Genomic DNA, 26309 nt, shown 5'->3' with positions numbered 1-26309 from the left:
ATCGTGCGTCCGGCCGACGGAGCGTCAGCGGGCAGGCCGGATCCCCCAGGCCGCGGCCCGGGCCGCGGCGGCCGCGCGGTTGGGGAGGTCGAGCTTGGCCAGGATGTGCTCGACGTGTGTCCCCACGGTGCGGGGCGTGATGTGCAGCCGCTCGGCGATCTCCCGGTTGGTGCGGCCGGCGGTCAGCTCGGCCAGCACCTGGAGCTCCCGCGGCGAGAGCCCGCCGGGCCGAGGGGCGTGGGTATCGGGAGCGCCCTGACCGGCGGTCCGATCGGACCGCCGGTCAGGGCGGGGGGTGACAGCCGCGGCGAGGGCCTCGGTGAGCAGGGTGACCACGGCCCGGGCCGGGTCGGGCGCGTGCCGCGGCCGGCGGGTGCTGACGTTCAGCATGCCGACGTACCGGCCGTCGGCGGCGAACAGGCACTGGGCCACGCCGTCCTCGATGCCGAGCGGGCGCAGCACCTGCCGGAATCCCGGGGACGCCGCCAGGAGCTGCCCCGGGACGTCCCCGAGCCGGAGTCCGCCCCGGGCCGGACTCCGGAGCAGGGCGAACACCGGGTCGTGGTGGAGGCGGGTCTCGATGTAGGCGGTGGCGTCGTCCGGGTAGCTCCCGGCCAGGGTGGTGTGGCACCGGTGCAGCGGATCCCACCGGGCCAGCGAGGCGTGGTCGTACGCCACCACCTCCGCCAGGGCCGTCAGGACCGCGTCGAAGTCGGCGGTGCCGGCCGCGGCGCCCCTGGCGGCCTCGCGGACGCGGAGGGCCGCGTCCAGGATGTCCGCGTTCGTCCGTTCCGGTGCCACCCACCAAGGATGATCATGTTCCCGGAGTACGTCAATCGCGCAGGGCGTCGTGCACGACCCGCCCGTCCACGACGGTGAGGAGGACGGGCATCGCCGGGATGTCGCGGGGTCGGCGGCGAGCAGGTCCCCGTCGAGCACGCAGAGGTCGGCGGCCTTGCCCGGCTCCAGGGACCCCTTCCAGTCGTCGGCGAAGTCCTGCCAGGCCGCGTCGATCGTGTAGGTGCGGATCGCCTCGGCCAGCGCGATGCGCTGCTCGGGACCGCTGACCCGGCCGGTGGCCTTCGACTCGCGCAGCACCATGGTGGCGACGCCCTGACGCCAGTCCGGGTGCGTGACGGGGGCGTCGGAGCCGCTCGCCACCCGCACGCCGGCGTCGACCGCGTCGCGGTAGGGCCACGCGTAGGCGGCCCGCTCGGCGCCGACGAACTCCTCCTCCAGGTCGGCGACGGTCCACTTGATGGTGGGGTTCATGTTGACGCCGAAGCCGTGCGCGGCCAGCACCTCCATGCTGTGCGCGGTCAGGAAGTCGCCGTGGATGACGTAGTGGCGGGCGTCGGGCCGCGGGTGCCCGGCCATGGCCGCGGCGAAGGCGTCCGCGACGGTGTCGATGGCCCGGTCGCCGGTGACGTGGACGCCCAGCTGGTGCCCGGCGGCGTGGCCGAGCCGGATCATCTCGGCGATCTCGGCGGCGCGCTCGCCGTCCGTGTCGCCGCCGACGCACAGGGATCCGCAGCCGCCGCCGACGTACGGCTCGTGCATCCAGGCCGTCCGGTTGGGCACGACGCCGTCGGCGAACACCTTGATCCCGTGGATGGCGAGGTGGCGCGGATCCGCGCCGCCGGGGCCGGGCACTGCCGCCGGGCCGGGCAGTGCCGCGAGGCCGCGGGCGAACTCCTCGGTCGTGCTCGTCATCCCGGTCGGCAGCAGCAACACCCCGACCCGGGCGGTCAGTTCGCCGGCGGCCAGCAGCTCGCGGTAGACGTCCAGGGTCTCCGCGCCGAGCGCGCCCCGCATGATGCCCTCGCCCCCGGGGCCGAGCCCGGGCTCGGTGTAGCTGGTGACACCCAGCCGGGCGAGGGTGGCGAGGGTCGACCGGATCGCGTCGGCCCGCTCCCGCCGGCTGAGCGGCGGCAGCGCGTTCTGCACCAGGGCCTGGGCCCCCTCGTGGAGCATCCCGGTGGGCTCCCCGTCCTCGTCCACGACGACGGCCCCGCCGGGCGGGGCGACGGTGTGGCGGTCGATCCCGATGCGCTCCAGGGCCTTGGAGTTGACCCACGTCGCGTGGCCGGAGAAGGAGTACAGGACGACGGGGTGGTCCGGGCTCACCGCGTCGAGGTCGTGCCGGGAGGGTTCCCGCGACGGGTCCCGGACGCACTCGTCGAGGTAGCCGGTGTCCCAGCCGTGCCCGGTGATCCACTGCCCGGCCGGGGTCCGGCCGGCGGCCTCCCGCACCGCCTCGGCCACGTCCCCGAGCGAGGCCACGGCGGGGTGGCCGAGGGCGAGCGAGAGCGGCGGGGTGGCCATGCCGAAGGCGCAGCCGTGCAGGTGGGAGTCGTTGATGCCGGGCAGCAGGGTCGCTCCCCGCAGGTCGACGACGCGGGTGCCGGGGCCGATGAGCGGTGCGACGTCCTCCCGCCCGCCGACGGCGCTGATGACCCCGCCGGTCACCGCCAGGGCCGAGGCCACGGAGAACCCGGCGTCGACCGTGACCACCCGCCCGTCGAGAAACACCAGATCGGCGTGCGTGTCCATGGAACGTCCCTTCGGAGGCCTGGCGCGCCGCGGCCACCCCGCGAACGCCCTCCCGAGGACTATGGCCGCGCCCCCGCCCGCCACACATCGGTCATCCCACCGATACGGCGGCCCGGGCGGGGACCGGGGCCGTCGGGCGGCCCGACAGTGACGTCACTGGTGCTTCCGAGCTCCCGGAAGTCAAGAGCCCGGGGCATCGAGCCGCCACGGCGACGTCCGGCCGCCGGCCCTGCCGCGCGGCCTCGGCGCGGAGTGGCCGGGCGAACTCCGAAAGGCCCGGCAGGAGAGTCCAATGCCCCGCTTCGCATGGCGAGTTGGCGCCTTCGCCGAGTGGCGGCCCGATCGCGGGGAAGGGTGTACCGGTGCGCGGCCGGGCGGTTATGCTCGCGCAGTATCACCTGCCCGATCGTGGCTGCCCCAGGGGAATCGACGCGTGCGCGGGTGCTTTCCCGTTCCTGCCCGGATGCGGATCCGCGGAGCACGACGGGGACTTCGCGCCGGCGCCGGGACGCGCCGCCGGATTCCGTTCTCCGGGCGCCTCCTCCTCTTCTCCGGGTACGGAGCGGCGCCGCGCGGCGCCCGTCGCCGGTCACGACAGTTTCGACGAAACGAGGACGAACTTGATGGGGAATCGGACCTTCTCCGCGTTACGGCGCCTCGCGGTGGTGTGCGCCGCGGCGTCGCTCCTGTCGGTCGGCGTCGCGGGTGCCGCTCCCGCCGCGGACCTCACCGCCCCGGTCTGCCGGACCGCCACCGTCGACGTCCCCCTGGGCTCGGGCACGGGGCAGCTGTGGGGCAAGCTGTGCCGTCCGGCCGGGTCCTCGCCGGGCACCGTGGTGACGATGGTGCACGGCGCGACGTACAACCACCACTACTGGGACTTCCCGTACCAGCCGGACACCTACTCGTTCAGCCGGAAGCTCAACCGGGCCGGGTACGCCACCTTCGTCGTCGACCGGCTCGGCACCGGCAACAGCACCGTGCCGCCGAGCTCCCAGCTGACCCTGGCCGCCGAGGCCGGGCACATCCACAAGGTGGTGCAGGACCTGCGGGCCGGCCGAATAGGGGGCACCGCCTTCGACAACGTGGTGCTGGCCGGCTACTCGCTCGGCTCCGCGGTGTCCGAGATCGAGGCGTCGACGTACCACGACGTCGACGCGCTGCTGGTCACCGCCCTGGGCCACTACAACAACCCGGCGGGCACCCAGGCGATCATCGAGAACGGGCAGGACCCGAACACCGACCCGGTGACCGGGGGCCGGCACCCGTACGACGCCGGGTACGCCACCACCAAGCCGGGCAGCCGGGCGACCGTCTTCTACGCGAACCAGCCGATGGACCCGGGCGTCCTCCTCGCGGACGAACTCACCAAGGACGTCGACGTCTTCATGGAGGCGAGCGACCCGCTCATCACCGATCCGGCGGTCAGCCGGGCCATCGACGTCCCGGTCCTGTTCGCCCTCGGCGACCACGACCCGCTGATGTGCGGCGCCGGGTACGAGGACTGCACCTCGGCGGCCGGCCTGCGCGCCCAGGAGGCGCCGTTCTGGACCTCGGCGCCCAGCTTCGAGGTGCTGCTGCTCCCGAACGCCGGGCACGGCCTGAACCTGGTGCCGAACACCGGGGTCCTCCAGAGCACGACCGTGGACTGGCTGGACCGGGTCGTCGGACCCTGCTGACGCGCGAGCGCCCGATGGCCCCCGTGAGGGCGCCATCGGGCACTCGGCTGCCGCCGTCTGCCCCGCTCAGTCGGCGGGCGGGTCCGCGGCTCCGGCCGACCCGGCCGGGGATCGCTCCTTGAACAGGAACACGGCGTTCGCCGGGCAGATCCGCGCCGCCTCCCGTACGGAGTCGGCCAGTTCGGGCCCGGGCTCGGGGCGCAGCACCTCGGCGACCTCCGCGACGTCGCTCATCCGGAAGACCTCGGGGGCGGCGTCCACGCAATGCCCGTACCCGGCGCAGCGGGTCAGGTCCACCTCGACGCGCGCGATGCGAGACCCCGTCGGCCCGGCCGTCCCGTCCTGTTCCCGCCGCGGCGGCATCAGAGCAGCACGCCCATGTTCCCGGGCATGGTCTCGGCGTCGAGGACGACGCGGTGCTCGACGAAGCGCAGCCCGTCGGCCGTCCGCGTCAGGATGTCGTCGTAGCGGCCGCAGACGTGGAAGCGGGACGGTTCGACGCGGTCGGAGACGTACAGCACGACGTACGCCTCGGCCTTGACCAGGCCGTCCTCGGTCTCCCGGACCCGCACGTTGCCGATCGTGTGCAGGGTCCGGGTCGGGTTGTGGCGCAGGTAGCCGTTCATGTACGCGGCGCGCTCCTTCAGCGCGCCGAGACCCCGGTCGGTGTACCACCACATGCCCGTCGTCGAGACGTTGTTGTGGGTGCCGACCGCGTACAGCCCGGTGTCGAGGAACAGGTCGACCCAGTCGTTGGGGCGCTTGTCGTCCATCGCCAGGGCGTAGGAGACGTAGTGGTCCTCGACCTCGCTGCGCAGGCCGGCGGTGCTGATGGCCGCTGTGGACATGGCGGTGTCGCGCCTTCCTTCCGTCGTCGGGCCGCTCACGACTCGTCCTGGAGGTACTGCTGGTAGACCCGGAAGAACTCGCGCTGCGAGTACTCGTCCCGGACGTCGGCGCCGGCGCCGCCCCGGCCGGGCTCGACCCCGCGGGTGAAGAGGTTGTACCGGCCGCCCTCTCCGCGCACGCCGGTCTGGCAGCGCACGGCCGCCTCGGTGTCGTCGCAGCTGATCTTGCCCCAGGAGCCCTGGGTGTCGGCGAGGTTCTCCAGCACCTCCTGGCGGGCCGCCTCGTCGTCCTCGACGTCCGAGTAGACGGTGATGTCGACCCGGGCGCGGTCGACGCCGAGCGGGGTGACCGTCTGGATGTACCCGGCCTTCATGCCGCGCGGGGTGTCCTTGGGGCCGGGCTGGACGTCGAGGTTGGGGAAGAGCGCGAGCACCTCCTGCCGGATCTCCGGCGGCTCCCCGCCGCCGAAGCCCTCGAAGCCCTCCGGCGGTCCGGGCGGTCCCTGGGCGAGCATGCTGTTCCAGCCGACCGGCATGGTGCCGTCCGGGAAGTCCACGCCGCTGAAGCGCTGGAGGGCGCGGGCGTACTTCGGCGGGTCGAGCGGGGGGAAGGCCCACTGGAGGACCGAGTGCCCCGGCGAGGCGCCCCAGTTCCAGCCCTTGGTGGCGGTGCCGACCAGCAGGTCGCGGATGCTGCGGTGGGTGAACTCGGCGTGGTAGTCGTCCCTGAAGTTCTCGTGCCAGAACTTCCAGTTGCCGTCGTAGATCCAGCTGTTGCGGCCGACCGGCTCGATGCCCTGCACGTACGGCGCGAGGTGGTCGGTCATCTCGCCGAGGAAGTCGGTGAGCGAGGGCACCGTCGGCCGGATCGCGACGAAGACCAGGTCGTGGAAGGTGTCGCAGTGCACCGGCTTCAGGCCGAAGGCGCCGCGGTCGAAGTCCGGCCCGTAGCCCTCCTGGTAGGGCACCCCGGTGAGCTCGCCCTTCAGGTTGAACGACCAGGCGTGGTACATGCACTTGAGGACCTGGCCCTGGTTGCCGCACCGCTCCCCGGTCAGGACCGCGCCGCGGTGGCTGCAGGCATTGTGGAACGCGCGGATCTCCCCGTCGTTGCCCCGGATGACGAGCACCGGCTGGTTGGCGACGGAGACCGTGAAGTAGTCACCGGGGTTCTTCAGGTCACGGGTCAGGCAGGCGTAGTGCCAGGTCCGGGTGAAAATCCTTTCCTGCTCCAACGCGAAGATCTTCTCGCTGGTGTAGATTTCCCGGTCCACCACCCCGCCGGCGAGATCGGTGCCGAAATCCGGGCTCAATTTCATGGGCCACCTCCCTAGGGGCATGCGAATGCCGCCCTGCCCGTACAAGATTCGCGACGATTGTGGCCACCGGCCGAGATCGTCGTCAACGATCGGCACGGCGCGGAAGCCCTTGTCCGACTGGGGAGAACCGGCCCTCCCGTCCGGTCCGCCGGTGTGATCACGACGGATGGCGCGGGGGAACCCGGAGAACCGGAAAACTCCCAGTCGGACAAACCCCCGGGGCATTTCCCGGCGTGATTGACAGCCGGTGGATTCCCGATGACCCTCGGACGGGGCATCGACCTGCTCAGGAAACAGGAAACCGCCACCCCCGACCCTTCCGGAGTTCGTGATGTCTCTCCTACGGCTGGACACCAGCATCCTCGGCCCCCGGTCCAGCACGGCCGGTCTCGCCGACCTCGTCGAGCACGAGTGGCGCGCCGCCGCGCCGGACGCCCGGGTGGTCCGGCGCCACCTCGGCGAGGACCCGCTGCCGCCGACCGCCTGGGCCGCCGCGGTGTCCACCCGGTTCACCCCGCCGGAGCACCACACGCCGGAGCAGCGGGACGCCCTGGCCCTGGCCACGGCGCTGACCGACGAGCTGGTCACCGCCGACGCCGTGGTCCTCGCCGCGCCGCTCTACAACTTCGGCGTCTCCCAGCACCTGAAGACCTGGGTGGACGTGGTGCTCACCGATCCGCGGATGGCCCCGGGCGGGGAGAAGCCGCTGACCGGCAAGCCGGCGGTGCTGGTCACCGCCCGGGGCGGCGCCTACGGGCCGGGGACCCCGCGGGACGGCTGGGACCACGCCATCGGCTGGATGCGGCGCATGTTCAGCGACGTCTGGGAGATGCGGCTCTCCGTGGTGGAACGGGAGCTGACCCTGGTGGGGGTCGATCCGGCACTCGACCGGTTCACCGAACTCGCCGCGCGCACCCGGGCCGCGGCCGAGGAGCAGGCCCGCGCGGCGGGCCGGAGCCTCGCCCGGCACGGGAGCACCGTCCTCGGCTGAGCCGCGACTCCCGCCCACCGCCCGACAAGGAGGACAACGTGCCCGCACGCACCGGGAAGCAGTACCTGGACAACCTGAAGTCGCTCCAGCCGGAGATCTACCTCAACGGCCGCCGCATCGCCCACGTCACCGAGGAGCCGGTCTTCGCCGGCCCGCTGCGGACCATAGCGGAGCAGTACGACCTCCAGCTGGACCCGCGGTACGTCGACGTCTGCACCTACCCCGACCCGGTGACGGGTGAACGGCTGTCGCGCTCGTTCCAGCCGTGCCGGAGCAAGGAGGACCTGGTCGCCAAGCGGCGGCACTTCAAGCTCCGCGCCGACCACACCTTCGGGATGATGGGCCGGTCCCCGGACTTCATGAACGCCTTCGTCCTGGGCTGGAACACCAACGCCCCGGTGTTCGGCGAGCTGGACGAGCGGTTCGGCGCGAACGCCCGCCGGTACTACGAGCACGTGCGGGACAACGACCTCTTCCTGACCCACGTGCTGATCAACCCGGCGATCGACCGGTCGAAGACCTCCTCCCAGCAGGAGGACCCGTTCCTCCACCTGGGGAAGGTCCGCGAGACCGACGAGGGGATCGTCGTCCGCGGCGCGAAGATGCTCAGCACCATGGCGCCGTTCGCGGAGGAGCTGGTGGTCGTCCCGTTCGGGGGCATCGCCCCGGGCGACGACGACTACGCGGTGGTGTTCGCGATCCCCACCGACACCCCCGGGCTGAAGTTCATCTGCCGCGAGCCGGTGGCTCCGGCCGGCCGGACGGAGTTCGACCACCCGCTCAGCAGCCGGTTCGAGGAGATGGACTGCATCGCCATCTTCGACGACGTGCTGGTGCCGTGGGACCGGGTGGTCGTCGACGGCCGGCCCGGCAGCCGTGACCTGGTCAACCGGGTGCTCGGCAACGACCCGAGCGTCCTGGTGGTCAACGGCGCCCGGAGCCTGGCCTCGCTGGAGCTGCTGTGCGGCATCGCGACGAGGGTCGCGGACGCGACCGGGATCAACGAGTTCCTGCACGTCCAGGAGAAGCTCGGCGACCTGATCTCCCGGCTGGAGACCCTGCGGACGCTGTTCTACGGCGCCGAGGCGCTGGCCGCCCCGCTGCCGGACGGCACCTGGGTGCCGTACCTGCCGGGGATGATGGCGTTCCTGATGCAGACCGCGCCGACGCACCGCCGGATGGTCGAGGTCATCCGGATCCTGGCGGCGGGCAACTTCTTCTACGCGCCGTCCAGCGGGGACTTCGCCAACGAGGAGCTGCGCCCGCTGATCGACCGGTTCGTGCGGGGCCGGCCGGGCGTCTCGGCGGAGGAGCGGGTCCGGCTGTTCAAGCTCGCCTGGGACGTGGCCGGCGACGGGTTCGGCCAGCGGCTCATGCAGTACGTCGACTACTACAGCGGCGACCCGGTGCGGCTGACCGCCGGGCTCTACCTCGGCGCGGACAAGACGGAGATCCACCGGGCGGTCGACCGGGCGCTGGCCGGCTCGGACCGGAGCCTGGACATCCCGCTCTCGCCGGAGGTGCTGGAGATGGCTCCGCCGCCCGCGCCCACCAGGCCGCTCACCGGGATGTACCCCGCCAGGAGCCAGCCGTCCTCGTAGCGCTCCGCCGCCCGGCCCGGGTGTGCGATCGGGGAATCTCCCCACTCGCACACCCGGCCCACCGGCGGCCCGGGGAGGCCACTGCTAGGATGCTAGCACTGACTCCCCCGGTCGCCGGTGGCGGCGCCCGGCGGGCACCTCGATCCCCGGCACGGCCGGGAGGACGGAAGGACGGCGATGGCTGGTACGGGCCGGTTGGTCATGAGGGGCGTCGTCGGCGGGCTCGCCATCGGCTTCGGCGGCCGCAAGCTGTTCGGCTGGTTCGGCGGAGCCGGCCACGAGCGGACGGCGGAGAACTTCGAGAAGTTCGGCTACCGCGACGGCCGTTCGATGGCCACCCTGGCCGGCGTCACCGAACTGACCGCGGGCGTCGGGCTGGTGACCGGCACGGCCACCCCGCTGGCGGCGGCCGCCCTCATCGGGGAGATGGTCAACGCCGCGGCCGTGCACCGCAACGAGGGCCTGTGGGCCGAGAACGGCGGCTACGAGTACCCGCTGGTGCTGGCCACGGCCGCGGCCTGCCTGGCGTGGGACGGCCCGGGGGCGTTCTCCGTCGACCGCGCGCTCGGCCGCGAACGGACCGGCCCCGCCTGGGGGCTGGGCGCCGTCGCGCTCGGCGTCGCCACCGGGACGGCCGTGTGGCGACTGCTCCGCGACGAGAGGTTCTGATCCCGGGCCGCTCGGCCCACCCGCTCCCAGCGCTCCCGGGCTCCGCGGACCACGGGCTCCCGGGCTCCTCGGACCGCACCGTCCGCGGCGCCCGGGAAGCTGCCGAACGGCATCATCCCATCGGGTGAAATCGACCGGGCGGGACGGGCCCCGGCACACCGGCCGGGCACGACGGACCCGCCCCGCACACCGCCCCGCACGCCACCGCGCGGGCCCCGCGCATGACCTAACGTGATCGGTGGTCCACCCATCGAGAGCGAGTACGCCATGCCTGCCCAGCGAACCGTCGCGCCCGAGTCGACCGCCGTGCGAGTGGCCCTCTGGCGGGCCATGCACGTCCAGGTCGACGCGCCCCCGCACGTCCTGGAGGACGAGATCGGCCTGGAGCTCGTCGCCCCGGGCGAGAACTGGCGCCGCCGCCCCGACATGGGCAGGAAGGCCACCAGCGGGTTCCGCGCGGGCGTCGTCGCCCGGGCGCGGCTCGTCGAGGACCTGGTCGCCGAGCGGTTCGCCGAGGGCGTCCGGCAGTACGTGATCCTCGGCGCCGGCCTGGACACCTTCGCCCAGCGGCGCCCGGAACTCGCCTCCGGGATGCGGGTGTTCGAGGTCGACCAGGCCGGCCCGCAGGAGTGGAAGCGGCAGCGGCTGATCGAGCTCGGCCACGGCGTGCCCGACCGGCTGCGGCTGGTGCCGGTCGACTTCGAGGCGGACGAGGACTGGTGGCAGCGGCTGGTCGAGGCCGGCTTCGACCCGGACCGGCCCGCCGTGCTGGCCAGCACCGGGGTCAGCATGTACCTCACCAAGGACGCCGTCGCGGACACCCTGGCCAAGGCCGCGAAGACGGCCCCGGGCTCCGCCTTCGCCATGACCTTCCTGCTGCCGCCCGAGACCGTCGCCGCCGGCGGCGAGCGGCCGCACTACCCGATCCGCTTCCGCAGCTTCTTCTCCGCCGAGGAGATGCTGCGGCTGGCGCGCGAGTGCGGGCTCCACGAGGTGCGGCACGTCTCGACGGCGGACCTGACCGAGCGCTACTTCGCGGGGCGCCCGGACGGGCTGCGACCGGACGTCGGCGAGTCGTTCCTGCTCGCCTCCGTGGTCTGACCGGCCGGAGCCCGCCCCGCCGGGGCAGGAGCAGGGGCCCGCCCCGCCGGGCCCTGGCCCGGGGCCGGCACGAAGTCCCGGCCCCGGATCAGCGCGGCGGCCAGTACGCCGCCCGCCAGTGCCACCAGGCCAGCGACGAGCAGCACGGCGTCGAGGGAGTCGGCGAACCCGGTGCGGATAGCACCGGCCAGCGCCTCGCGGGCCTCCTCCGGCGCGAGCGCCACCGCCCGGTCGGCGACCCCCCGGTGCACCGCGTCGGCGATCCGCCCGGCCTGGCCGCTCAGCGCCGGGACGTCGGTCAGCCGGTCCCGGAGCGCCGCCGCCAGGGTGGCCGAGAAGACCGTGCCGTAGCAGGCGACCCCGACCGCGATGCCGATCTGCCGGAAGGTCTGGTTGGCCCCCGACGCCATCCCGGAGCGCTGCGGCGCCACCACGCCCACGGCCGTCGAGGCGAGCGGCGGGTTGACCAGGCCGGCGCCGAGGCCGGAGACGACCAGCCCGGCGATCAGGTGCGTCCAGTCCGACCCGGCGGTCAGGCCCCGCATCAGCAGCAGCCCGGCGCCCACCAGGACCAGGCCCGGGCCGATCAGCCACCGCACCGGCACCCGGCTGGTCAGCCGGCCCGCGGCGAAGGCCGCGACGAAGGTGACGGCGGAGCCGGTCAGCAGCCGGACCCCGGTGACCGAGGGGCTGCCGCCGAGGCCGTTCTGGAGGTAGAGGACGAGGTAGACGAAGACCGCGTAGAGCGAGGCGTTCATCGCGAAGGCCGCCACCGAACCGCCGACGAAGGTCGGGATGCGCAGCAGCGACACGTCGAACATCGGCTCCGGCACCCGCCGTTCGACCACCGCGAACGCCACCAGGAACAGCGCCGCCGCCGCGAGCCACAGGGGCACGCCGCGCTGCCCCCAGCCGGCTTCGCTCGCCGTGATCAGCCCGTACACCAGGCTGAACAGCCCGGCCGTCAGGGTCAGCACGCCCGGCCGGTCGATCCGGCGGCGCCCGGGGGCGCGGGACTCGTCCACCCGGCGCACCGCGACGACCAGCGCGGCCAGGCCGACCGGCACGTTCACCAGGAAGATCGCCCGCCAGCCGACGCCACCGGTGAGCACCCCGCCGAGGACCGGTCCCAGGCCGGTCGCGACGCCCGCGACCGCACCCCAGACGCCGAAGGCCACCCCCCGCTGCCGGCCCTGGAAGGCGCCGGCGAGCAGCGCCAGGGAGGTGGCCGACAGGATCGCGCCGCCGACCCCCTGCACGGCGCGGAACAGCACCAGCGCCGGCGCGTTCGGGGCGAGGCCGCAGAGCAGCGAGCCCGCGGTGAAGACGGCCAGGCCCAGGACGAACAGTCGCCGCCGGCCGTACGTGTCGGCGAGGAAGCCCGCGGTGAGCAGCAGCGCGGCCAGCGCGAGGGCGTAGGCGTCCGTCATCCACTGCAGGCTGCCGAAGCCCGCGCCGAGCGCGTGCTGGATGTCCGGCAGGGCGACGACGACCACGTTGACGTCGATCAGCAGCATGAACATCGACGCGCACACCACCAGCAGCGTCCACCATCGGCGTTCCATCGGGCGGGGCCTCCTCGCTTCGCAGTGGCTGTCGCAGTGGCTGTTGCAGTGGCTTTCGTGGTGGTCTTCGCGGTGGTCTTCGCGGTGGCTCGGTCTCTAGGAGGTGGAGGACGGTCGGAGCCCCGCGGCCCCGGCGACGTCCAGGATCAGCCGCCTGCCGCGCAGTTCACCGGCCTCCATGCGCCGGTGGGCCTCGGCGGCCGCGGGCAGCGGCAGGGTCTCCGTGCTCCGGGCCCGCAGCCGCCCGGTGGGCAGCAGCCGGTTGAGGGCGTCTGCGGCCCCGGCCAGTTCGTCCGTGGTGGCACGGGAGATGACGAAGCCCCGGACCGAGCCGTCCTTCGTGTAGAGCGCCCCCGCCGGCAGGACGGGCCGGGTGCGGGCCCCGGCGAGCAGCACGATCCGGCCCCGGGGGGCGAGGAGGTCGACGGCGGTGCCGAGGTCGTTGCGGCCCGAGGTGTCCAGGTGCACGTCGACGCCCCGGGGGCAGAGCGACGCCAGGTGGTCGGCCAGGCGGGGGTCCGCGTAGTCGAGTGCCTCGGCCGCGCCGAGGCCGCGGCAGTAGGCCAGGTCGTGGCGGGCGGCGGTGGCGATCACCCGGGCCCCGGCCCCGGCGGCCAGCACGACGAGCGCGCTGCCGACGTTGCCCGCGGCGCCGGCGACGAGGACGGTCTCCCCCGGCCGGAGGCCGCCGTGCCGGAACAGCGCGAGCCAGGCGGTGGCACCGGGGTGCACCACGGCGAGCGCCGCGGCCGGTTCGACCCCCGGCGGCAGGTGGTAGAGCCGGTCGGCCGCCACCACCGCCCGTTCCGCGGCGGCGCCCTGCCGGCCGTCGTGGCCCAGGCTGTTGCACCACACCCGGTCGCCGGGGGCGAAACCGGACACCTCGGCGCCGGTCTCGGCGACCACGCCGACCGCGTCCCGGCCGATCACGAACGGGAAGGTCAGCGCGGTCCGGTACTGCCCGGAGCGCACGAAGGTGTCCACCGGGTTGACCGTGGTGGCGAGGACGTCGACCAGCACCTCGTCCGGCCGGGGCCGCGGGGCCGGGAGCGCACCGTGCCGAATCTCTTCGGGCGAACCGAGTCGGTCTACATAGGCAGCCAGCACGCCGCCGATTCTGGCACCGGCGGACCGCGGTCGGGAATGCGCCGGGAAATCTCCTGAGCCTTCGTCAGTTCACACAGGAAGCCCCGACTTGACGCATCCGCCGACTGTTCTTTGACTGCCGGTGCGGCCCCCACCAGATTTGATCCATGACCTCAACCGATTTCCCGCTCACGCCCCTGTTCGATGTCCGGGCGCAGGCCCGGATCGCCGCGACGCCGGCCGAGGTGTACGCGGTGGTCAGCGATCTGCCGCGCAGTGCCGAGTGGAGCCCGGAGTGCCTGGGCGGCACCTGGGTGTCCGGCAGCCCGGCGACGGTGGGCGCCGTCTTCCGGGGCGAGAACCTGCGCGCCGAGTCCGTCGTCGCGTGGGCGCCCGTCGTCCGCGGCACCTGGCACACCGAGTCCCAGGTGGTCGCCGCCGAGCCCGGGCGGGTCTTCCGCTGGGCCATGCGGGACCGCGCCGGGAACCCGCAGGACAGCGTCTGGTCGTACGAGATCGCCGCGGACGGCGACGGCTGCGTCCTGGCGCACGGCCTGCGCATGGGCGCCGCGACCGAGGGGATCCGGGGCATCACCGCGGAGATGGACGAGGCCACCAGGGCGAAGTTCCTCGCCGAGTGGACCGAGAAGCTGACCGGGGACCTCCGGGCGACGGTGCTGCGCGTCAAGGCGATCGTCGAGAAGGCCTGATCGGGAGGAGGGGCGGGACATGCTGCTGCAACGGATGGGAAACCGCGGGATCCGGCTGGGCACGCTCTTCGACCGGGCGGCCGCCCGGCACCCGGCCAACGTCGTGATCCTCGACCACGACACCGACCTGGCGCCCGGCCGCCGGCTGACCGTCGGGGAGATCGCCGGCCTGGTCGCCGACTTCGCGTCCCGGCTGTGGGCGGCCGGGGTCCGGCCGGGGGACCGGGTGGTCGTCTACAAGACGAACGGCTTCGACATCACCCTGCTGGCCTGCGTGGCGGCCCGGATCGGCGCGGTGCCGGTGCTGCTGTCGCCGAAGCTCGACGGCGCGACCGTCGCCGAGCTGGTGGCCCGGGTGGACCGGCCCTACCTCGTCACCGACCGGGCCAAGCTGGACACCGAGCTGCCGCCCGAGGTCTTCGGGCACGCGCGCCGGGTGCTGCTCACCTCGGGCGAGCACCCCGGCGCCCTCCCGCTGGCGGACCTGGCCGGGACGCCCCGGGTCGCGCCGGTCACCGTGTCCCCCCACCATCCGACGCTGATCACCCACACCTCCGGCACCACCGGCCTGCCGAAGCTGGCCGTCCACACCGGCTGGACGCTGCAGGCCCGTTACCGGCCGCAGGCCGCGCCGGTCGCCCTGATCCGCAAGCGGCGCCCGGTGGCGGTGCACGTGTCCTTCGTGCACTCCCGGCTGTTCACCGCGATGGCCATCGCGCTGCTGCGCGGCTTCCCGCTCATCATGCTGGCCGACGACGAACCGCGGCGCACCGCCGACCTGTTCGCCCGGTTGCGCCCGGGCGTGGTGGAGGCCCACCCGAACACCTTCATGCGCTGGGAGGAGCTGGTGGACGACCCGCGCCGGCCGCTGGCCCAGGTGAAGTACTTCAGCAGCACCTTCGACGCCATCCACCCCCGGACGGTGCGCCGGATGCTGGGGGCCTCCCGGCACCGGGTGCCGGTCTTCGCCCAGCTGTACGGCCAGAGCGAGGCCGGCCCGGTGGTCGGGCGGATCTTCACCCGGTGGCGCGGCGAGGACGCCGACGGCCGCTGCGTCGGCCACGCCTTCCCCGGCATGACCGCGGTCCGGGTGGTCAGCCAGGACGGCCTGCCGGTGTCCGAGGCGTCCCCCGGGTTCATCGAGGTCCGCACCAACGGCCGGGTCCTGACGTACCTGGGCGAAGCCGAGCGGTACGCCGCGCAGGAGCACGACGCGTGGTGGCGGATGGGCGACGTGGGCTACCGCAGCCGGTGGGGCTGCCTGCACCTGCTCGACCGCGAGGTCGACGTGATCCCCGGCTTCGGCAGCACCCTGGCCGCCGAGGACAGCCTCTTCTCCGCGCTGGACGAGCTGGCGGAGGTCATCATCGTGCCCGGCTCGGACCGCAGGCCGGTGCCGGTGGTGTGCACCCGGGACGACGCGCCGCTCGACCCGGCGGCGTGGGCCCGCGCCACGGCCGGACTGCCCCCGATGGCGGAGCCGGTCCAGTGGCGCCGGGCCGACCTGCCGCAGACCGCCACCACCAAGATCAAGCGGCTGGAGCTCGCCAGGGCCCTGGGCGACGGTGCCCCGGACAACGGGAACCGGGGCCGATAGCGATGGCGAAGGTCATCGTCGCCGGCGGCGGCATCGGCGGGCTGGCCGCCGCCCTGGGCATCGCGCGGCGGGGCCACCACGTGGTGGTCCTCGAACGCGGCGAGCGCTTCGCCGAACTCGGCGCCGGGCTCCAGCTGGCCCCGAACGGCATCCACGCCCTGACCCGCCTCGGGCTGGGCCCGGAGGTCCTGGCCCGCGCGGTGCACGTCGCCGAACTGCGGTTCATGGACGGCGTCACCGGCGAGCACGTCACCAGCGTGCCGCTCACCGAGGACTACCGGCAGCGGTTCGGCAACCCGTACGTGGTCGTGCACCGCGGCGAGCTCCACGGGCTGCTGCTCGCGGCCTGCCGCGCCGAGGCACGGATCGAGCTGTGCCCGGGCCGGCCGGTCGCCGGGTACGAGCGGGACGGCGGCGGCGCGGCGGCCGTCCTCGACGACGGCGGGCGGATCACCGGTGACGCGCTGGTCGGGGCGGACGGCATCCACTCCGCGGTCCGCCGGCAGCTGGTCGGCGACGGGCCGCCGAGGATCTCCGGCATCACCGTCCACCGCACGATCATCCCGATGGACCGGGTGCCGGAGCCGCTGCGGTGGAACGCCGTGACGTGGTGGGCCGGCCCCGGCTGCCACTTCGTGCACTACGCGATCGCCGGCGGCAGGTACCTGAACCTGGCGGCCAGTTACGACGACGGCGCCACCCGGGCGCTGGCCGGCGTACCGGTGGAGCGGCGCGTCGTCCGCGAGCTGTTCGGGGGGCTCGCCGCGACACCGCGCCGGCTGCTCGACCTCGGCGAGCAGTGGAAGTCCTGGGTGCTGATCGACCGGGCGCCGGTCGACGACTGGACCGACGGCCCGGTCGCCCTGCTCGGGGACGCGGCCCACCCGATGCTGCACTACGCGGCCCAGGGCGCCTGCCAGGCCCTGGAGGACGCGGTGGTCCTGGGCGACCTGCTGGACGGCGACGGCACGGACCTCGCCCGGTGCTTCGCGGAGTACAACCGGCTTCGCCGCGACCGCACCGCCGCCGTCCAGCGGACCTCCCTCGCCAGCATCGCGCTGTGGCACCCCGCCGGTACGGCGGCCGAGGCCAGGAACGCGGCGCTGTCCGGAATGTCGCCGACCGACCTGCACGACCGCCTCGCCTGGATGCACGGCGCACGGGACTTCACCACCGGCGCCCCGGCCGCCCTCCCCCACCCGGAGGCGGCCCGATGACCGACCGGCACCTGGAACTGTGTATCGTCGGGGCCGGCCCCCGCGGGCTGTCCGTCCTGGAGCGGCTGTGCGCCAACGCCCGGCAGGACCCGGCCGGACCCGCCGTCACCGTGCACGTCGTCGACCCGGAGGCCCCCGGCGCCGGCGCGGTCTGGCGGACCGGGCAGTCCCGGCACCTGCTGGCCAACACCGTGGCCTCGCAGATCACCGTCTACACCGACGCCGGCTCGCGCATCGACGGGCCGATCGAACCGGGCCCCAGCCTCCACGACTGGGCGCGGAACGTGGCGATGCTCGGCTCGCCGGCCGACTACGACGAGGAGACCCTGGCCGAGGCACGGGCGCTGGGCCCCGACTCGTACCCCACCCGGGCGCTGTACGGGCACTACCTCCGGGACGCCTTCCGGCGGGTGGTCTCCTTCGCCCCCGAGCGGGTCCGCGTCCGGGTCCACCGGTCGCGCGCCGTGGCCATGGCCGACACCCACGGCGTGCCCGGCGGCGCGCAGGGCGTCCGGCTGGAGAACCGGACCCGGCTCGACGACCTGGACGCCGTGGTGCTGGCCCAGGGCCACCTCCCGGCCCGGCTGACCCCGCGGGAGGAACGGACGGCCAGTCTGGCCCGCATCCACCACCTCGGCTACGTCCCGCCCGGCAACCCCGCCACGACCGACCTGGGTGCCGTGGAACCCGACCGCCCGGTGCTGCTGCGCGGCCTCGGACTGAACTTCTTCGACTACATGGCGCTGCTGACCGTCGGCCGCGGCGGCGCCTTCGTCCGCGACGGCGGCCGGCTGCGCTACCGGCCCGGCGGGGACGAGCCCCGGCTGCACGCCTTCTCCCGCCGCGGGGTCCCCCACCAGGCCCGCGGGGAGAACGAGAAGGGCGCCTCCGAACGCCACCGGCCCCGCCTGCTGACCCCCCGGTTCCTCGACGAACTGCGCGGGCGCAAGCGCGCGGGCCGCCCGGTCCGATTCGGCACCGACCTGTGGCCGCTGATCTCCCGGGAGGTGGAAGCCGTCTACTACGGCACACTCTTGACCTCCCGGGGCCGGCCGGCCGAACGGGAGGCCCTCACCGAGCGGTACCTGGCGCTGCCGGACCCGGCGGACCGGGCCCGGCTGCTGGACACCCACCGCATCGCCCCGGCCGACCGCTGGGACTGGCAGCGGATCGCCCGGCCCTGCGCCGGCCGGGAGTTCGCCGGGCGCGCCGACTTCCGGCGCTGGCTGCTGGCGTACCTGGAACGGGACGTACGCGAGGCGAGGGCCGGCAACGTCAGCGGCCCGCTCAAGGCCGCCCTGGACGTGCTCCGCGACCTGCGCAACGAGATCCGGCTCGCGGTCGACCACGGCGGGCTGGAGGGCGACTCGCACCGCGACGAGCTCGACGGCTGGTACACCCCGCTCAACGCCTTCCTCTCCATCGGCCCGCCGGTGTCGCGGGTCGAGGAGATGATCGCCCTGATCGAGGCCGGCGTCCTGACCCTCACCGGGCCCGGCACCGAGGTGCGGATCGACACCGTCACCCCGGGCTTCGTCGCCAACTCGCCCCTCGCCCCGGGGCCCGCGGTCCGCTCCGGGGTCCTCGTCGAGGCCCGGCTGCCCGAGCCGGACCTCCGACGCACCGCGGACCCGCTCCTGCTCCACCTGCTGCGCACCGAGCAGTGCGCCACCTACCGCATCCCGGACGCCCGGGGCGGGACCCACGAGACCGGCGGACTCGCCGTCACCGAGCGCCCCTACCGGCTGCTCGACGCCCGCGGGCGGGCCCACCCGCGCCGCTTCGCCTACGGTGTCCCCACCGAGGCGGTGCACTGGGTCACCGCGGCCGGCATCCGCCCCGGGGTCGACTCGGTGATCCTCGCCGACGCCGACGCCATCGCCCGCGCCCTGCTCGCCGTGCCGCCGGTGGTCCGCGAGCCGGTCGCGACCGGGGGCGTGGGCGAGCCGACCGAACTGACGGGAGTGCCGATTTGACGACGCCGACGCCCGACCCCGACCCCGGCCACGACCCCGGCGCCGACCCCGGCGGCGACCTCGACTCCGGGCTGCTCTCCCCCGTGCGGGCCGGCACGCCCGTCGAGGCCGCCGTCGGCGACCGGGCCTGGCTCCAGGCCATGCTCGACGCCGAGGCGGCCCTGGCCCGGGCCCAGGCCCGGCTCGGCACCGTGCCCGCGCCGGCCGCCGCCGCGATCACCGCCGCGGCCCGGGCCGACCGCCTCGACCTGCGCCGACTCGCCCTGGAGGCCCGGGAGACGGCCAACCCGGTGGTGGGCCTGGTGAAGGCGTTCACCGCGGTCGTCGCCGCCGACGACCCCGCCGCCGCCCGGTACGTGCACCGGGGCTCCACCAGCCAGGACGTCCTCGACACCGCCGCCATGCTGGTCGCCGACCGGGCGCTGCGCCTGGTCCGCGCCGACCTCGAACGGACGGCGGAGGCGCTGGCCCGCCTCGCCGCCCGGCACCGCGACACCGTGATGGCCGGCCGGACCCTGGCCCTGCACGCGGTGCCCACCACCTTCGGGCTGAAGGCGGCGGGCTGGCGCAGCCTGGTGCTCGACGCCGCCGAGCGGGTGGACCGGGTGCTGCGCGACGGCCTGCCGGTGGCGCTCGGCGGGGCGGCCGGCACCCTCGCGGGCTACCTCGCGCACGCCGACGCGCCCACCGGCCCGGACGGCCCCGTCGACCTCGTCCATCCCGTCGACCCCGGCGGTTACGCCGACGCGCTGGCCGAGGCGTTCGCCGCGGAGACCGGGCTCGCCCGGCCCCGACTGCCCTGGCACGCGCTGCGCACCCCGATCGCCGACCTCGCCGCCGCGCTCGCGTTCACCGCCGGCGCCCTCGGGAAGATCGGGCTCGACGTCCAGACCCTGGCCCGCACCGAGATCGCCGAGCTGGCCGAACCGGGCCCGCCCGGCCGCGGCGGCTCCTCCGCCATGCCGCACAAGCGCAATCCGGTGCTCGCCACCCTGCTGCGCAGCGCCGCGCTCCAGGTACCGGTGCTGGCCGCCGCTCTGACGCAGTGCCTCGGCGTCGAGGACGAGCGGTCGGCCGGCGGCTGGCACGCCGAGTGGCTGCTGCTGCGCGAGTGCCTGCGGCTGACCGGCGGATCCGCGCACACCGCGGTGGAACTCGCCGAGGGGCTGCGGGTGCGGGCGGACCGGATGCGCGACAACCTCGCCCTGACCGGGGGCGGGATCGTCTCGGAACGGGTCGCCGCCGTGCTGGGCCGCACCCTCGGCCCGGCCGGCGCCCGGCAGTTGCTGACCGAGGCCGCCGCGACCGCCGAGCGCTCCGGCCGCCCGCTGTCCGCGGTGCTCGCCGAGGCCCCGGAGCTGGACGGCCGGCTGACCGCCGGCGCGCTGGAGCGGCTGTGCGACCCGGCCCACTACACCGGCGCCGCGGGGCCGTTGGTCGATCGGGCCCTGAAGGAGTGACCGCGCTGACGGGGTGACCGGACCGAGGGGCGGGGCGTCGCGCGCCCCGCCCCTCGGTCCGGTCACGCCTCAGCGCCCCAGCGCCTCACCGATCCGGTCGGCGATCACGCGGACCCCGTCGACGGTGAGCACCGACTCCGCGTGGAACTGCACCGAGGCGAACCGGGGCCCGCGCAGCGCGTGCACCTCCCCCGTCGCCGGATCGCGGCTGATCTCCACCGCGCCGATCCCCGGACACTCCGCCTTGTCCTCCTCGCTGCGCGCGGCGAAGGAGTTGTAGAAGCCGACCCGCTCCCGGCGGCCGAACAGGTCGATGACCCGCTGGAGGCCCTGGTTCGGCACCTCCTTGCGGATCACCTCCAGTCCGAGCCGGGCGCTGAGCACCTGGTGGCTGAGGCAGACGGCGAGGAACGGCCGCTGCTCCGCCAGCAGTCGGTCGATCGCGGCGTGCAGCCGGGCGATCTTGGGCCGGCCGGTGTCCAGGGGGTCGCCCGGCCCGGGGCCCATGACGACCAGGTCGTACCCGTCGAGGGCGTACCGGTCGTCGAACCGACGGACCGTCACATCCAGACCGATGGAGACGAGTTGGTGGCGCAGCATGGCGGTGAAGGCGTCCTCGGCGTCGACCACCAGCACCCGGCCGCCGCGCAGCGCGGGCCGGGGGGCCGCGCGCCGGTCCGGGGCGGTCAGCCAGAAGTCGGCGATGCCGGTGTTGCGGCGGGCCAGTGCGGCGCCCACGCGCGGGTCGTCGGCGAGCCGCGCGGGCCGGTCGGGCCGGTCGGCGCCGACGCCCGGGCCGGCGACATCGGCGGAGGCCGTGGGAACGGCGGAGGCAGTGGGAGCGGTGGGAACGGCGGGAGCGGCGGGCCGGTCGGCCCGCAGGGCGGCGAGCAGCCCCGCCGCCTTGGCCCGCGTCTCGGCGACCTCCGAGGCGGGGTCGGAGTGTCGCACCAGGGTCGCCCCGACCCCGATCCGCAGCCGGCCGCCCCGATCGATGTCCGCGGTGCGGATCAGGATGGCGGAGTCCAGGGTGCGGCCGCCGCGCCCGTCGCCGCCGATCAGCGCGAGGGCCCCGCTGTAGTACCCGCGGCCCGCCGGCTCGTACCGGCCGATGACCCGGCAGGCGTTCTCCAGCGGGCTGCCGGTCACGGTGGGGGCGAACAGGGTCTGCTTGAGGATCTCGCGCGGGTCGAGGTCGGTGCGCCCCTCGATGAAGTACTCGGTGTGCGCCAGCCGGGCCATCTCCTTGAGGTACGGGCCGACGACCCGGCCCCCGCGCTCGCAGATCCCGGCCATCATCTTGAGCTCCTCGTCGAGGACCATGTAAAGCTCGTCGGTCTCCTTGCGGTCGTCGAGGAAGGCCAGCACCTCCGGGAGGTTCGGGCCGCCCGGCGGGTACCGGTAGGTGCCGCTGATCGGGTTCATCACGGCGGTGCCGCCGTGCACACTGATGTGCCGCTCCGGGGTGGCGCCGACGAACGTCCGCTCGCCGGTGTGCACGATGAACGTCCAGTAGGCGCCGGTCTCCTGCCGGAGCAGCCGGCGGAACAGCGACAGGCCGTGCGCGGGCGTGTAGTCGGTGATCTCCGCGAGGCAGGAGCGCTTGAGGACGAAGTTGCCGCCCTCGCCGCGGCCGATCTCCTCGGTGACGACGGTCCGCACCAGCTCGGCGTAGGCCTCGTCGGAGACGTCGAAGTGCTCGCCGGTCAACCGCAGCGGCAGGTCGGGCAGTCGCTCCAGCGCCTCCCGGCAGGACACCCGGGCCTGGGCGGTAACGGTCATCGCCAGCAGCGGCTCGCCGTCGTCGGGGCAGGCGAAGCCGCGCTCGGCGAGCTGCCGGAACGGCAGCAGCACCAGGACCTCGTGGCCCGCGTCCGGGGCCCGTTCGGGCAGCGGGACGTCGGCGAGCGCGGCCACCTCGGCGACCTCGCCGACGAGGACGTCCAAGACCTCGCCGCCGGTCCGCTCCGGCCGGTGGATCAGCGCGAACGCCGGCGGCCGCGGCGACCGGACCAGTCCGAGCAGGTCCGGCGCCGCGGCTCTCCTGGGCCCGGTCATGCGCAGAGCGCCTTGACCGTGGTGACCACCGCGCAGCGCTGGGCGGCGTAGCCGAGCGTCATCCGGTGGTGGTCCGCGGAGAAGTCCGCGATCGCGTCGGCGACGAGGAAGGTCTGGAGGTCGCGGGTGAACGCCTCGACGGCGGTCGTCAGCACCCCGACGTGTCCGTAGACGCCGCAGATGACGAGCTGGTCGCGGCCGTGGCGGGCCATCCGCTCGCGCAGGTCCGAGCGGAAGAAGGCGCTGTAGCGCCACTTGGTGAGCAGCCAGTCCTCCGGAGCCGGCGCCAGTTCGTCGACGATCCGGCGGTCGGCGGGGTCGACCTTCATGCCGGGGCCCCAGAAGTCCTTGAGCAGGCCGCGGTCCTCCTCGGTCATCCCGCCCGGCTGGGCGGTGTACGCGACCGGCATCCCGAGGCTCGCGCAGCGGTCCCGCAACTGCGCGGTGTTGCCGACCAGTTCGTCGCGCAGGGAGTCCGGGAACGGCCGCAGGAAGTAGCGCTGCATGTCGTGGACGAGCAGCACCGCCCGGTCCGGATCGACTTCCCAGCCGGCGACGTTCGCGGGCAGCTCGCCCGGGGACGGCATCGGGTAGGGCTCTATGGGGGGTATCCCTGCCATCGCCTTCTCCTTCACGCCCAAGGTTCCTCACACGCCCAGGGTGGCGCCGCCGTCGACGGTGAGGTCGTGCAGGGTGATGTGCCCTGCCTGTTCGGAGAGCAGGAAGACCACGGCGTCGGCGATGTCCGCCGGCCGGGCCAGCTTGCCCAGCGGGATGCCCACCTTGTAGGCCTCGGGCCGGCCGTCGATCGTCGCCCGCGGGCCGGTCTCGTCGTGCCACATGGAGCGGAGCATCGCGGTGTCGGTGGAGCCGGGGGCGACGACGTTGCAGCGGATGCCGTACCGGGCGACCTCCAGGCCCAGGCACTTGGTGAACATCGTCGCCGCGGCCTTCGACGCGGCGTAGGCGGCCATCTCGGTACGGGGGGTGCCGGCCGCGTTGGACGCCACGGTGACGATCGCGCCGCGGCCGCGCGGCACCATGCGGTCGACCACCGCGCGGGACACGTTCATCACCCCGGTGGTGTTGACGGCGAAGGTCGCGGCCCAGTCCTCGTCGGTCAGCCGGCGCACCGGGCTCAGGTGAAGCACCCCGGCGGCGTTGACCAGCCGGTCCACCGGTCCCAGCGTGCGCTCCACGGCGTCCACCAGCTCCGCGACCTCGGCGGCGCGGGTGACGTCGGCGGGGAACGCCGTGACGGGCAGGCCTTCGGCGGCCATCCTGCCCGTCACCTCCGCCAGCCGTCCGGCGTCCCGGTCCACCGCGGCCACCGGCGTGCCGCGCCGGGCCAGGGCGCCGGCCACGGCCGCGCCGATCCCGCCCGCTGCCCCGGTGACCAGGGCGACTGCGTCCTCCATCGTTCGGACCTCCCATGCAGGGTGTGCGCGAGTTCGTTCGGGTTCCTGCCGGCCGCGGCCGCCGGCTGGCTGCGGGCCGGCCGCGAGGGGCCCGGTCGCGGGCCCACCGGTCACGGACCGGCCGGTGCTCACGTCCGCCACGCCGAGACCACCTCGACGGCCTGGTCCGGGTTGAGGCGCGGATCGCAGAGGCTGGTGTACGTGTCCCCGACGTGCGGGACGTCCGCCCAGGTCCGGGCGCACTCCGTGACGTCGTCCGGGGTGGTCTCCAGGTGCAGGCCGCCGGCGACGCCGCCGCCCTCGCCGATCGCGTCCTGGAAGCGGGTCACCTCCCGCACGATCCGGTGCAGGAGGCGGGTCTTGAACCCGTCCGGGGTGGTGACGGTGTTGCCGTGCATCGGGTCGCACAGCCAGATGACCGGATGCCCCGCGGCCCGCACCGCCGCGGCGAGGACGGCCAGCCGGCCGGAGACCCGGTCGGCTCCCATCCGGGCGATCAGGGTGAGCCGGCCGGGCTCCCGGTGCGGGTCGAGCCGTGCGCACAGGGCCAGCAGCTCACCGGCCGTCACCGTCGGGCCGACCTTGCAGGCCACCGGGTTGACGACCCGGGCGAGCAGGGCGACATGGGCCCCGTCGACCTGCCGGGTGCGCTCGCCGATCCACGGCCAGTGGGTGGACGACAGCCAGGCCCGGCCCGCCGCCGAGCGGCGCACCAGGGGCTCCTCGTAGTCGAGCAACAGGGCCTCGTGGCTGGTCCACACCCCGGGCTCGGGGCGCGGGTGCGCGCCCCGGTCGGCCCAGCCCAGGTAGCGCAGGACGGCGTCGGCGAGCCGGTAGCCGGAGAGCATCCGGGTCGGATCGGGGCGCCGGCACCGCGCGGAGGGCTCCGGCCCGTTCACCAGGTGGCCGCGGTAGACGGGCAGTTCGAGGCCGCCGATCCGTTCGGTCGGCGCGGAGCGGGGCTTGGCGAACTGGCCGGCCAGCCTGCCGACCGTCAGCACCGGCCGGCCGGTGCCCCGCGCCATCCGGCCGGCCAGGAGTCCCAGCAGCTCCGCCTTGCGGGCGACGTCGCCCGGCGTGCAGTCGGCGGGGTCCTCCGCGCAGTCGCCCGCCTGCACCACCAGGGCCGCACCGGTGGCGACCGCGGCCAGGTGGGTGCGCAGCGCGAGCACCTCCTCGGCCTCGAGCAGCCCCGGGAGAGCGGCCAGTTGGCAGCGGACCCGCCGGGCGAGTTCCGGGTCGGGCCACCGGGGCTGCTGGTCCGCCGGGCCCGGCTCCAGGACGCGCCCGGCGGCGGCCGGTGCGTCCTTGGGTGATGAACGAGTGGGCACGGTGGTCTCCCGAAGCGGCGGGTGCACTCGCCCCGGTGGGATTCGGCGGGGCCGGCTGCGCCTCAGTCTCACGGCTCGTCCGCGGTGGGGCCAATGCCCGTCCGGGCACTGTGTCAGGTGGGGTGCTTCCGCATCAGGTCGGACTTCGGCGGTGCGCCCCCGGGGCGGCCGACGACCACCCCGAAGCATTTTCCCGGTTTCCGCGCTTCCCGTCCGACTGGGCATTTCGGGTACCGTCCGACTGGGGAGGGGAAATCCGCGGCGCGGGTGCCGGGGTGATCGACTCGGACCCTTGTTGTCCTTCGGGTGCTTGTATAGCCTGGAGCCACGATCTGTGAATTCAGTATGAGCCGGGGATCCGTCGGGGGAATCTCCCGAATCGAGTACCGCGTGGCGCACTTCGTTCGCGCCCGGCACGCGGCACACCGGCCGGCCATCCCACCGATTCGCTTTCTCCAGGTACACCCACACGGACTCACTGGATGAGGGGACACCGATGCGCCGGGAACAAGCTGCGGTCACCCAGGTCGACAGCGCGGCCGAGGTCCTTTCGACCCCGGAGCCGCCGACGGCTCCGCAGACCTGCACGATTCCCATTCGCATTCTGCGGCCCGGGGAATCCCCCGGGAACCGCGGGGAGAACCGGGAATACATCACCACGCTCGCCCGGTCGCCGGTCCGGCTGCCGCCGATCTTCGTGCACCGCAGGACGATGCGGATCCTGGACGGAATGCACCGGCTGAAGGCCGCGGAACTGCGCGGCGACCAGTCCATCGACGTGGTCTTCTTCGACGGGGACGAGCCGGAGGCGCCCGGGCCCCCGCCGAACAACCTGGTCCGGCTGGACCGCCCCCGCCCGGCGGCGCAGCGCCACACCGGGCTCACCGGGACCGTGGCACCGCCCGCACCGCAGCCCAGCACGCCGGTCCACCAGGTGGCGGCGGAGTTCGGCCTGGAGCCGGACACCGTCGTGGACGTGCTCAGCCGGCTGTGCCAGAGCCTGCGCGAGGCGCCCGGCGCCCCGTACGGCGGCGGGCCGCGGGACCCGTACGACGCCGGGCGGCCGGGCCCGGCCCGGCGCTGCCGGATTCCGGCCGTGAAGGCGTCCATACGGGCCCCCTTACTGTGTC

General features: G+C 74.5%; 20 protein-coding genes and 2 pseudogenes. 11 read left to right on the top strand and 11 right to left on the bottom strand.

Annotated features, from left to right (window positions below):
• Positions 1-24: 24 nt before the first annotated feature.
• Entirely contained in the window at positions 25-390 is a 366-nt protein-coding gene (locus AB0E96_RS06085) for a LuxR C-terminal-related transcriptional regulator (protein ID WP_359819142.1), read from the bottom strand.
• 442 nt (positions 391-832) lie between these two features.
• Positions 833-2553: pseudogene (locus AB0E96_RS06080) on the bottom strand (amidohydrolase).
• Between the two features lie 623 nt (positions 2554-3176).
• Here AB0E96_RS06080 and AB0E96_RS06075 point away from each other — a divergent pair.
• The gene (locus AB0E96_RS06075) at positions 3177-4232 is read left to right on the top strand and encodes an alpha/beta hydrolase (protein WP_359819104.1); all 1056 of its coding nucleotides are present in this window, start codon (positions 3177-3179) and stop codon (positions 4230-4232) included.
• Positions 4233-4298: 66 nt separating this feature from the next.
• Here the strand turns inward: AB0E96_RS06075 and AB0E96_RS06070 are convergent, their stop codons facing one another.
• Genes AB0E96_RS06070 through AB0E96_RS06060 form a run of 3 tightly spaced genes read right to left on the bottom strand, consistent with a single transcriptional unit; the run spans position 4299 to position 6399 of the window.
• Positions 4299-4595: a ferredoxin gene (locus AB0E96_RS06070; protein ID WP_359819101.1), complete on the bottom strand. Its 297-nt coding sequence runs from the start codon at positions 4593-4595 to the stop codon at positions 4299-4301.
• A complete protein-coding gene (locus AB0E96_RS06065; protein WP_359819099.1) occupies positions 4595-5080 on the bottom strand; it encodes a nuclear transport factor 2 family protein in 486 nt (161 codons plus the stop codon). The genes AB0E96_RS06070 and AB0E96_RS06065 overlap by 1 nt, the downstream gene beginning before the upstream one ends.
• A gap of 35 nt (positions 5081-5115) precedes the next feature.
• The gene (locus AB0E96_RS06060) at positions 5116-6399 is read right to left on the bottom strand and encodes a Rieske 2Fe-2S domain-containing protein (protein WP_359819096.1); all 1284 of its coding nucleotides are present in this window, start codon (positions 6397-6399) and stop codon (positions 5116-5118) included.
• A 331-nt stretch (positions 6400-6730) separates the two neighbouring features.
• On the opposite strand from AB0E96_RS06060, the gene AB0E96_RS06055 reads away from it, so the two are divergent.
• The 4 genes from AB0E96_RS06055 to AB0E96_RS06040 all read left to right on the top strand — a co-directional run bounded on the left by AB0E96_RS06055 (position 6731) and on the right by AB0E96_RS06040 (position 10761).
• Positions 6731-7390 (top strand): NAD(P)H-dependent oxidoreductase, encoded by a 660-nt coding sequence (locus tag AB0E96_RS06055; protein WP_359819093.1) that lies wholly within the window; start codon positions 6731-6733, stop codon positions 7388-7390.
• A 38-nt stretch (positions 7391-7428) separates the two neighbouring features.
• Positions 7429-8991: a 4-hydroxyphenylacetate 3-hydroxylase N-terminal domain-containing protein gene (locus tag AB0E96_RS06050; protein WP_359819091.1), complete on the top strand. Its 1563-nt coding sequence runs from the start codon at positions 7429-7431 to the stop codon at positions 8989-8991.
• Between the two features lie 177 nt (positions 8992-9168).
• A complete protein-coding gene (locus AB0E96_RS06045) occupies positions 9169-9660 on the top strand; it encodes a DoxX family protein (protein WP_359819088.1) in 492 nt (163 codons plus the stop codon).
• Between the two features lie 267 nt (positions 9661-9927).
• Complete coding sequence (locus AB0E96_RS06040) at positions 9928-10761, top strand: class I SAM-dependent methyltransferase (RefSeq protein WP_359819085.1); 834 nt, start codon at positions 9928-9930, stop codon at positions 10759-10761.
• Here the strand turns inward: AB0E96_RS06040 and AB0E96_RS06035 are convergent.
• Positions 10689-12326: an MFS transporter gene (locus AB0E96_RS06035; protein ID WP_359819083.1), complete on the bottom strand. Its 1638-nt coding sequence runs from the start codon at positions 12324-12326 to the stop codon at positions 10689-10691. The two genes, AB0E96_RS06040 and AB0E96_RS06035, sit on opposite strands and share 73 nt — an antisense overlap.
• Positions 12327-12422: 96 nt before the next feature.
• Positions 12423-13433 (bottom strand): NADPH:quinone reductase, encoded by a 1011-nt coding sequence (locus AB0E96_RS06030; RefSeq protein WP_359819081.1) that lies wholly within the window; start codon positions 13431-13433, stop codon positions 12423-12425.
• A 146-nt stretch (positions 13434-13579) separates the two neighbouring features.
• On the opposite strand from AB0E96_RS06030, the gene AB0E96_RS06025 reads away from it, so the two are divergent.
• The 5 genes from AB0E96_RS06025 (at position 13580) to pcaB (ending at position 20372) form a co-directional block, all read left to right on the top strand.
• Positions 13580-14122, top strand: coding sequence for an SRPBCC family protein (locus AB0E96_RS06025; RefSeq protein ID WP_359819078.1), 543 nt, complete (start codon positions 13580-13582; stop codon positions 14120-14122).
• Positions 14123-14141: 19 nt separating this feature from the next.
• Positions 14142-15719 (top strand): AMP-binding protein, encoded by a 1578-nt coding sequence (locus tag AB0E96_RS06020; protein ID WP_359819076.1) that lies wholly within the window; start codon positions 14142-14144, stop codon positions 15717-15719.
• Positions 15720-15721: 2 nt separating this feature from the next.
• Positions 15722-16936, top strand: coding sequence for an FAD-dependent monooxygenase (locus AB0E96_RS06015; protein WP_359819073.1), 1215 nt, complete (start codon positions 15722-15724; stop codon positions 16934-16936).
• Entirely contained in the window at positions 16933-18912 is a 1980-nt protein-coding gene (locus AB0E96_RS06010) for an FAD/NAD(P)-binding protein (protein ID WP_359819070.1), read from the top strand. The genes AB0E96_RS06015 and AB0E96_RS06010 overlap by 4 nt, the downstream gene beginning before the upstream one ends.
• An 83-nt stretch (positions 18913-18995) precedes the next feature.
• Positions 18996-20372 (top strand): 3-carboxy-cis,cis-muconate cycloisomerase, encoded by a 1377-nt coding sequence (pcaB, locus tag AB0E96_RS06005; protein ID WP_359819139.1) that lies wholly within the window; start codon positions 18996-18998, stop codon positions 20370-20372.
• 69 nt (positions 20373-20441) lie between these two features.
• Here pcaB and AB0E96_RS06000 read toward each other — a convergent pair whose 3' ends face one another.
• The 4 genes from AB0E96_RS06000 to AB0E96_RS05985 all read right to left on the bottom strand — a co-directional run bounded on the left by AB0E96_RS06000 (position 20442) and on the right by AB0E96_RS05985 (position 25128).
• A complete protein-coding gene (locus tag AB0E96_RS06000) occupies positions 20442-22430 on the bottom strand; it encodes an anthranilate synthase family protein (RefSeq protein ID WP_359819067.1) in 1989 nt (662 codons plus the stop codon).
• Entirely contained in the window at positions 22427-23050 is a 624-nt protein-coding gene (locus tag AB0E96_RS05995; protein WP_359819064.1) for an isochorismatase family protein, read from the bottom strand. The genes AB0E96_RS06000 and AB0E96_RS05995 overlap by 4 nt, the downstream gene beginning before the upstream one ends.
• Before the next feature lie 27 nt (positions 23051-23077).
• Complete coding sequence (locus tag AB0E96_RS05990; protein WP_359819061.1) at positions 23078-23848, bottom strand: 2,3-dihydro-2,3-dihydroxybenzoate dehydrogenase; 771 nt, start codon at positions 23846-23848, stop codon at positions 23078-23080.
• A 128-nt stretch (positions 23849-23976) separates the two neighbouring features.
• Positions 23977-25128: a 3-deoxy-7-phosphoheptulonate synthase gene (locus AB0E96_RS05985; RefSeq protein WP_359819137.1), complete on the bottom strand. Its 1152-nt coding sequence runs from the start codon at positions 25126-25128 to the stop codon at positions 23977-23979.
• A 547-nt stretch (positions 25129-25675) separates the two neighbouring features.
• Here AB0E96_RS05985 and AB0E96_RS05980 point away from each other — a divergent pair.
• A pseudogene (locus AB0E96_RS05980) lies at positions 25676-26309 on the top strand (hypothetical protein); the annotation flags it as partial.

It is taken from the genome of Kitasatospora sp. NPDC036755 (assembly GCF_040636595.1).
Lineage (GTDB): Bacteria > Actinomycetota > Actinomycetes > Streptomycetales > Streptomycetaceae > Kitasatospora.
This window is presented reverse-complemented; position numbering and strand designations above follow the sequence as displayed.

Coding starts and splice junctions, on each gene's coding strand:
- AB0E96_RS06085 (WP_359819142.1), bottom strand. CDS start 390: ATGCTGAACGTCAGCACCCGCCGGCCGCGGCACGCGCCCGACCCGGCC.
- AB0E96_RS06075 (WP_359819104.1), top strand. CDS start 3,177: ATGGGGAATCGGACCTTCTCCGCGTTACGGCGCCTCGCGGTGGTGTGC.
- AB0E96_RS06070 (WP_359819101.1), bottom strand. CDS start 4,595: ATGCCGCCGCGGCGGGAACAGGACGGGACGGCCGGGCCGACGGGGTCT.
- AB0E96_RS06065 (WP_359819099.1), bottom strand. CDS start 5,080: ATGTCCACAGCGGCCATCAGCACCGCCGGCCTGCGCAGCGAGGTCGAG.
- AB0E96_RS06060 (WP_359819096.1), bottom strand. CDS start 6,399: ATGAAATTGAGCCCGGATTTCGGCACCGATCTCGCCGGCGGGGTGGTG.
- AB0E96_RS06055 (WP_359819093.1), top strand. CDS start 6,731: ATGTCTCTCCTACGGCTGGACACCAGCATCCTCGGCCCCCGGTCCAGC.
- AB0E96_RS06045 (WP_359819088.1), top strand. CDS start 9,169: ATGGCTGGTACGGGCCGGTTGGTCATGAGGGGCGTCGTCGGCGGGCTC.
- AB0E96_RS06040 (WP_359819085.1), top strand. CDS start 9,928: ATGCCTGCCCAGCGAACCGTCGCGCCCGAGTCGACCGCCGTGCGAGTG.
- AB0E96_RS06035 (WP_359819083.1), bottom strand. CDS start 12,326: ATGGAACGCCGATGGTGGACGCTGCTGGTGGTGTGCGCGTCGATGTTC.
- AB0E96_RS06025 (WP_359819078.1), top strand. CDS start 13,580: ATGACCTCAACCGATTTCCCGCTCACGCCCCTGTTCGATGTCCGGGCG.
- AB0E96_RS06020 (WP_359819076.1), top strand. CDS start 14,142: ATGCTGCTGCAACGGATGGGAAACCGCGGGATCCGGCTGGGCACGCTC.
- AB0E96_RS06015 (WP_359819073.1), top strand. CDS start 15,722: ATGGCGAAGGTCATCGTCGCCGGCGGCGGCATCGGCGGGCTGGCCGCC.
- AB0E96_RS06010 (WP_359819070.1), top strand. CDS start 16,933: ATGACCGACCGGCACCTGGAACTGTGTATCGTCGGGGCCGGCCCCCGC.
- AB0E96_RS06000 (WP_359819067.1), bottom strand. CDS start 22,430: ATGACCGGGCCCAGGAGAGCCGCGGCGCCGGACCTGCTCGGACTGGTC.
- AB0E96_RS05995 (WP_359819064.1), bottom strand. CDS start 23,050: ATGGCAGGGATACCCCCCATAGAGCCCTACCCGATGCCGTCCCCGGGC.
- AB0E96_RS05990 (WP_359819061.1), bottom strand. CDS start 23,848: ATGGAGGACGCAGTCGCCCTGGTCACCGGGGCAGCGGGCGGGATCGGC.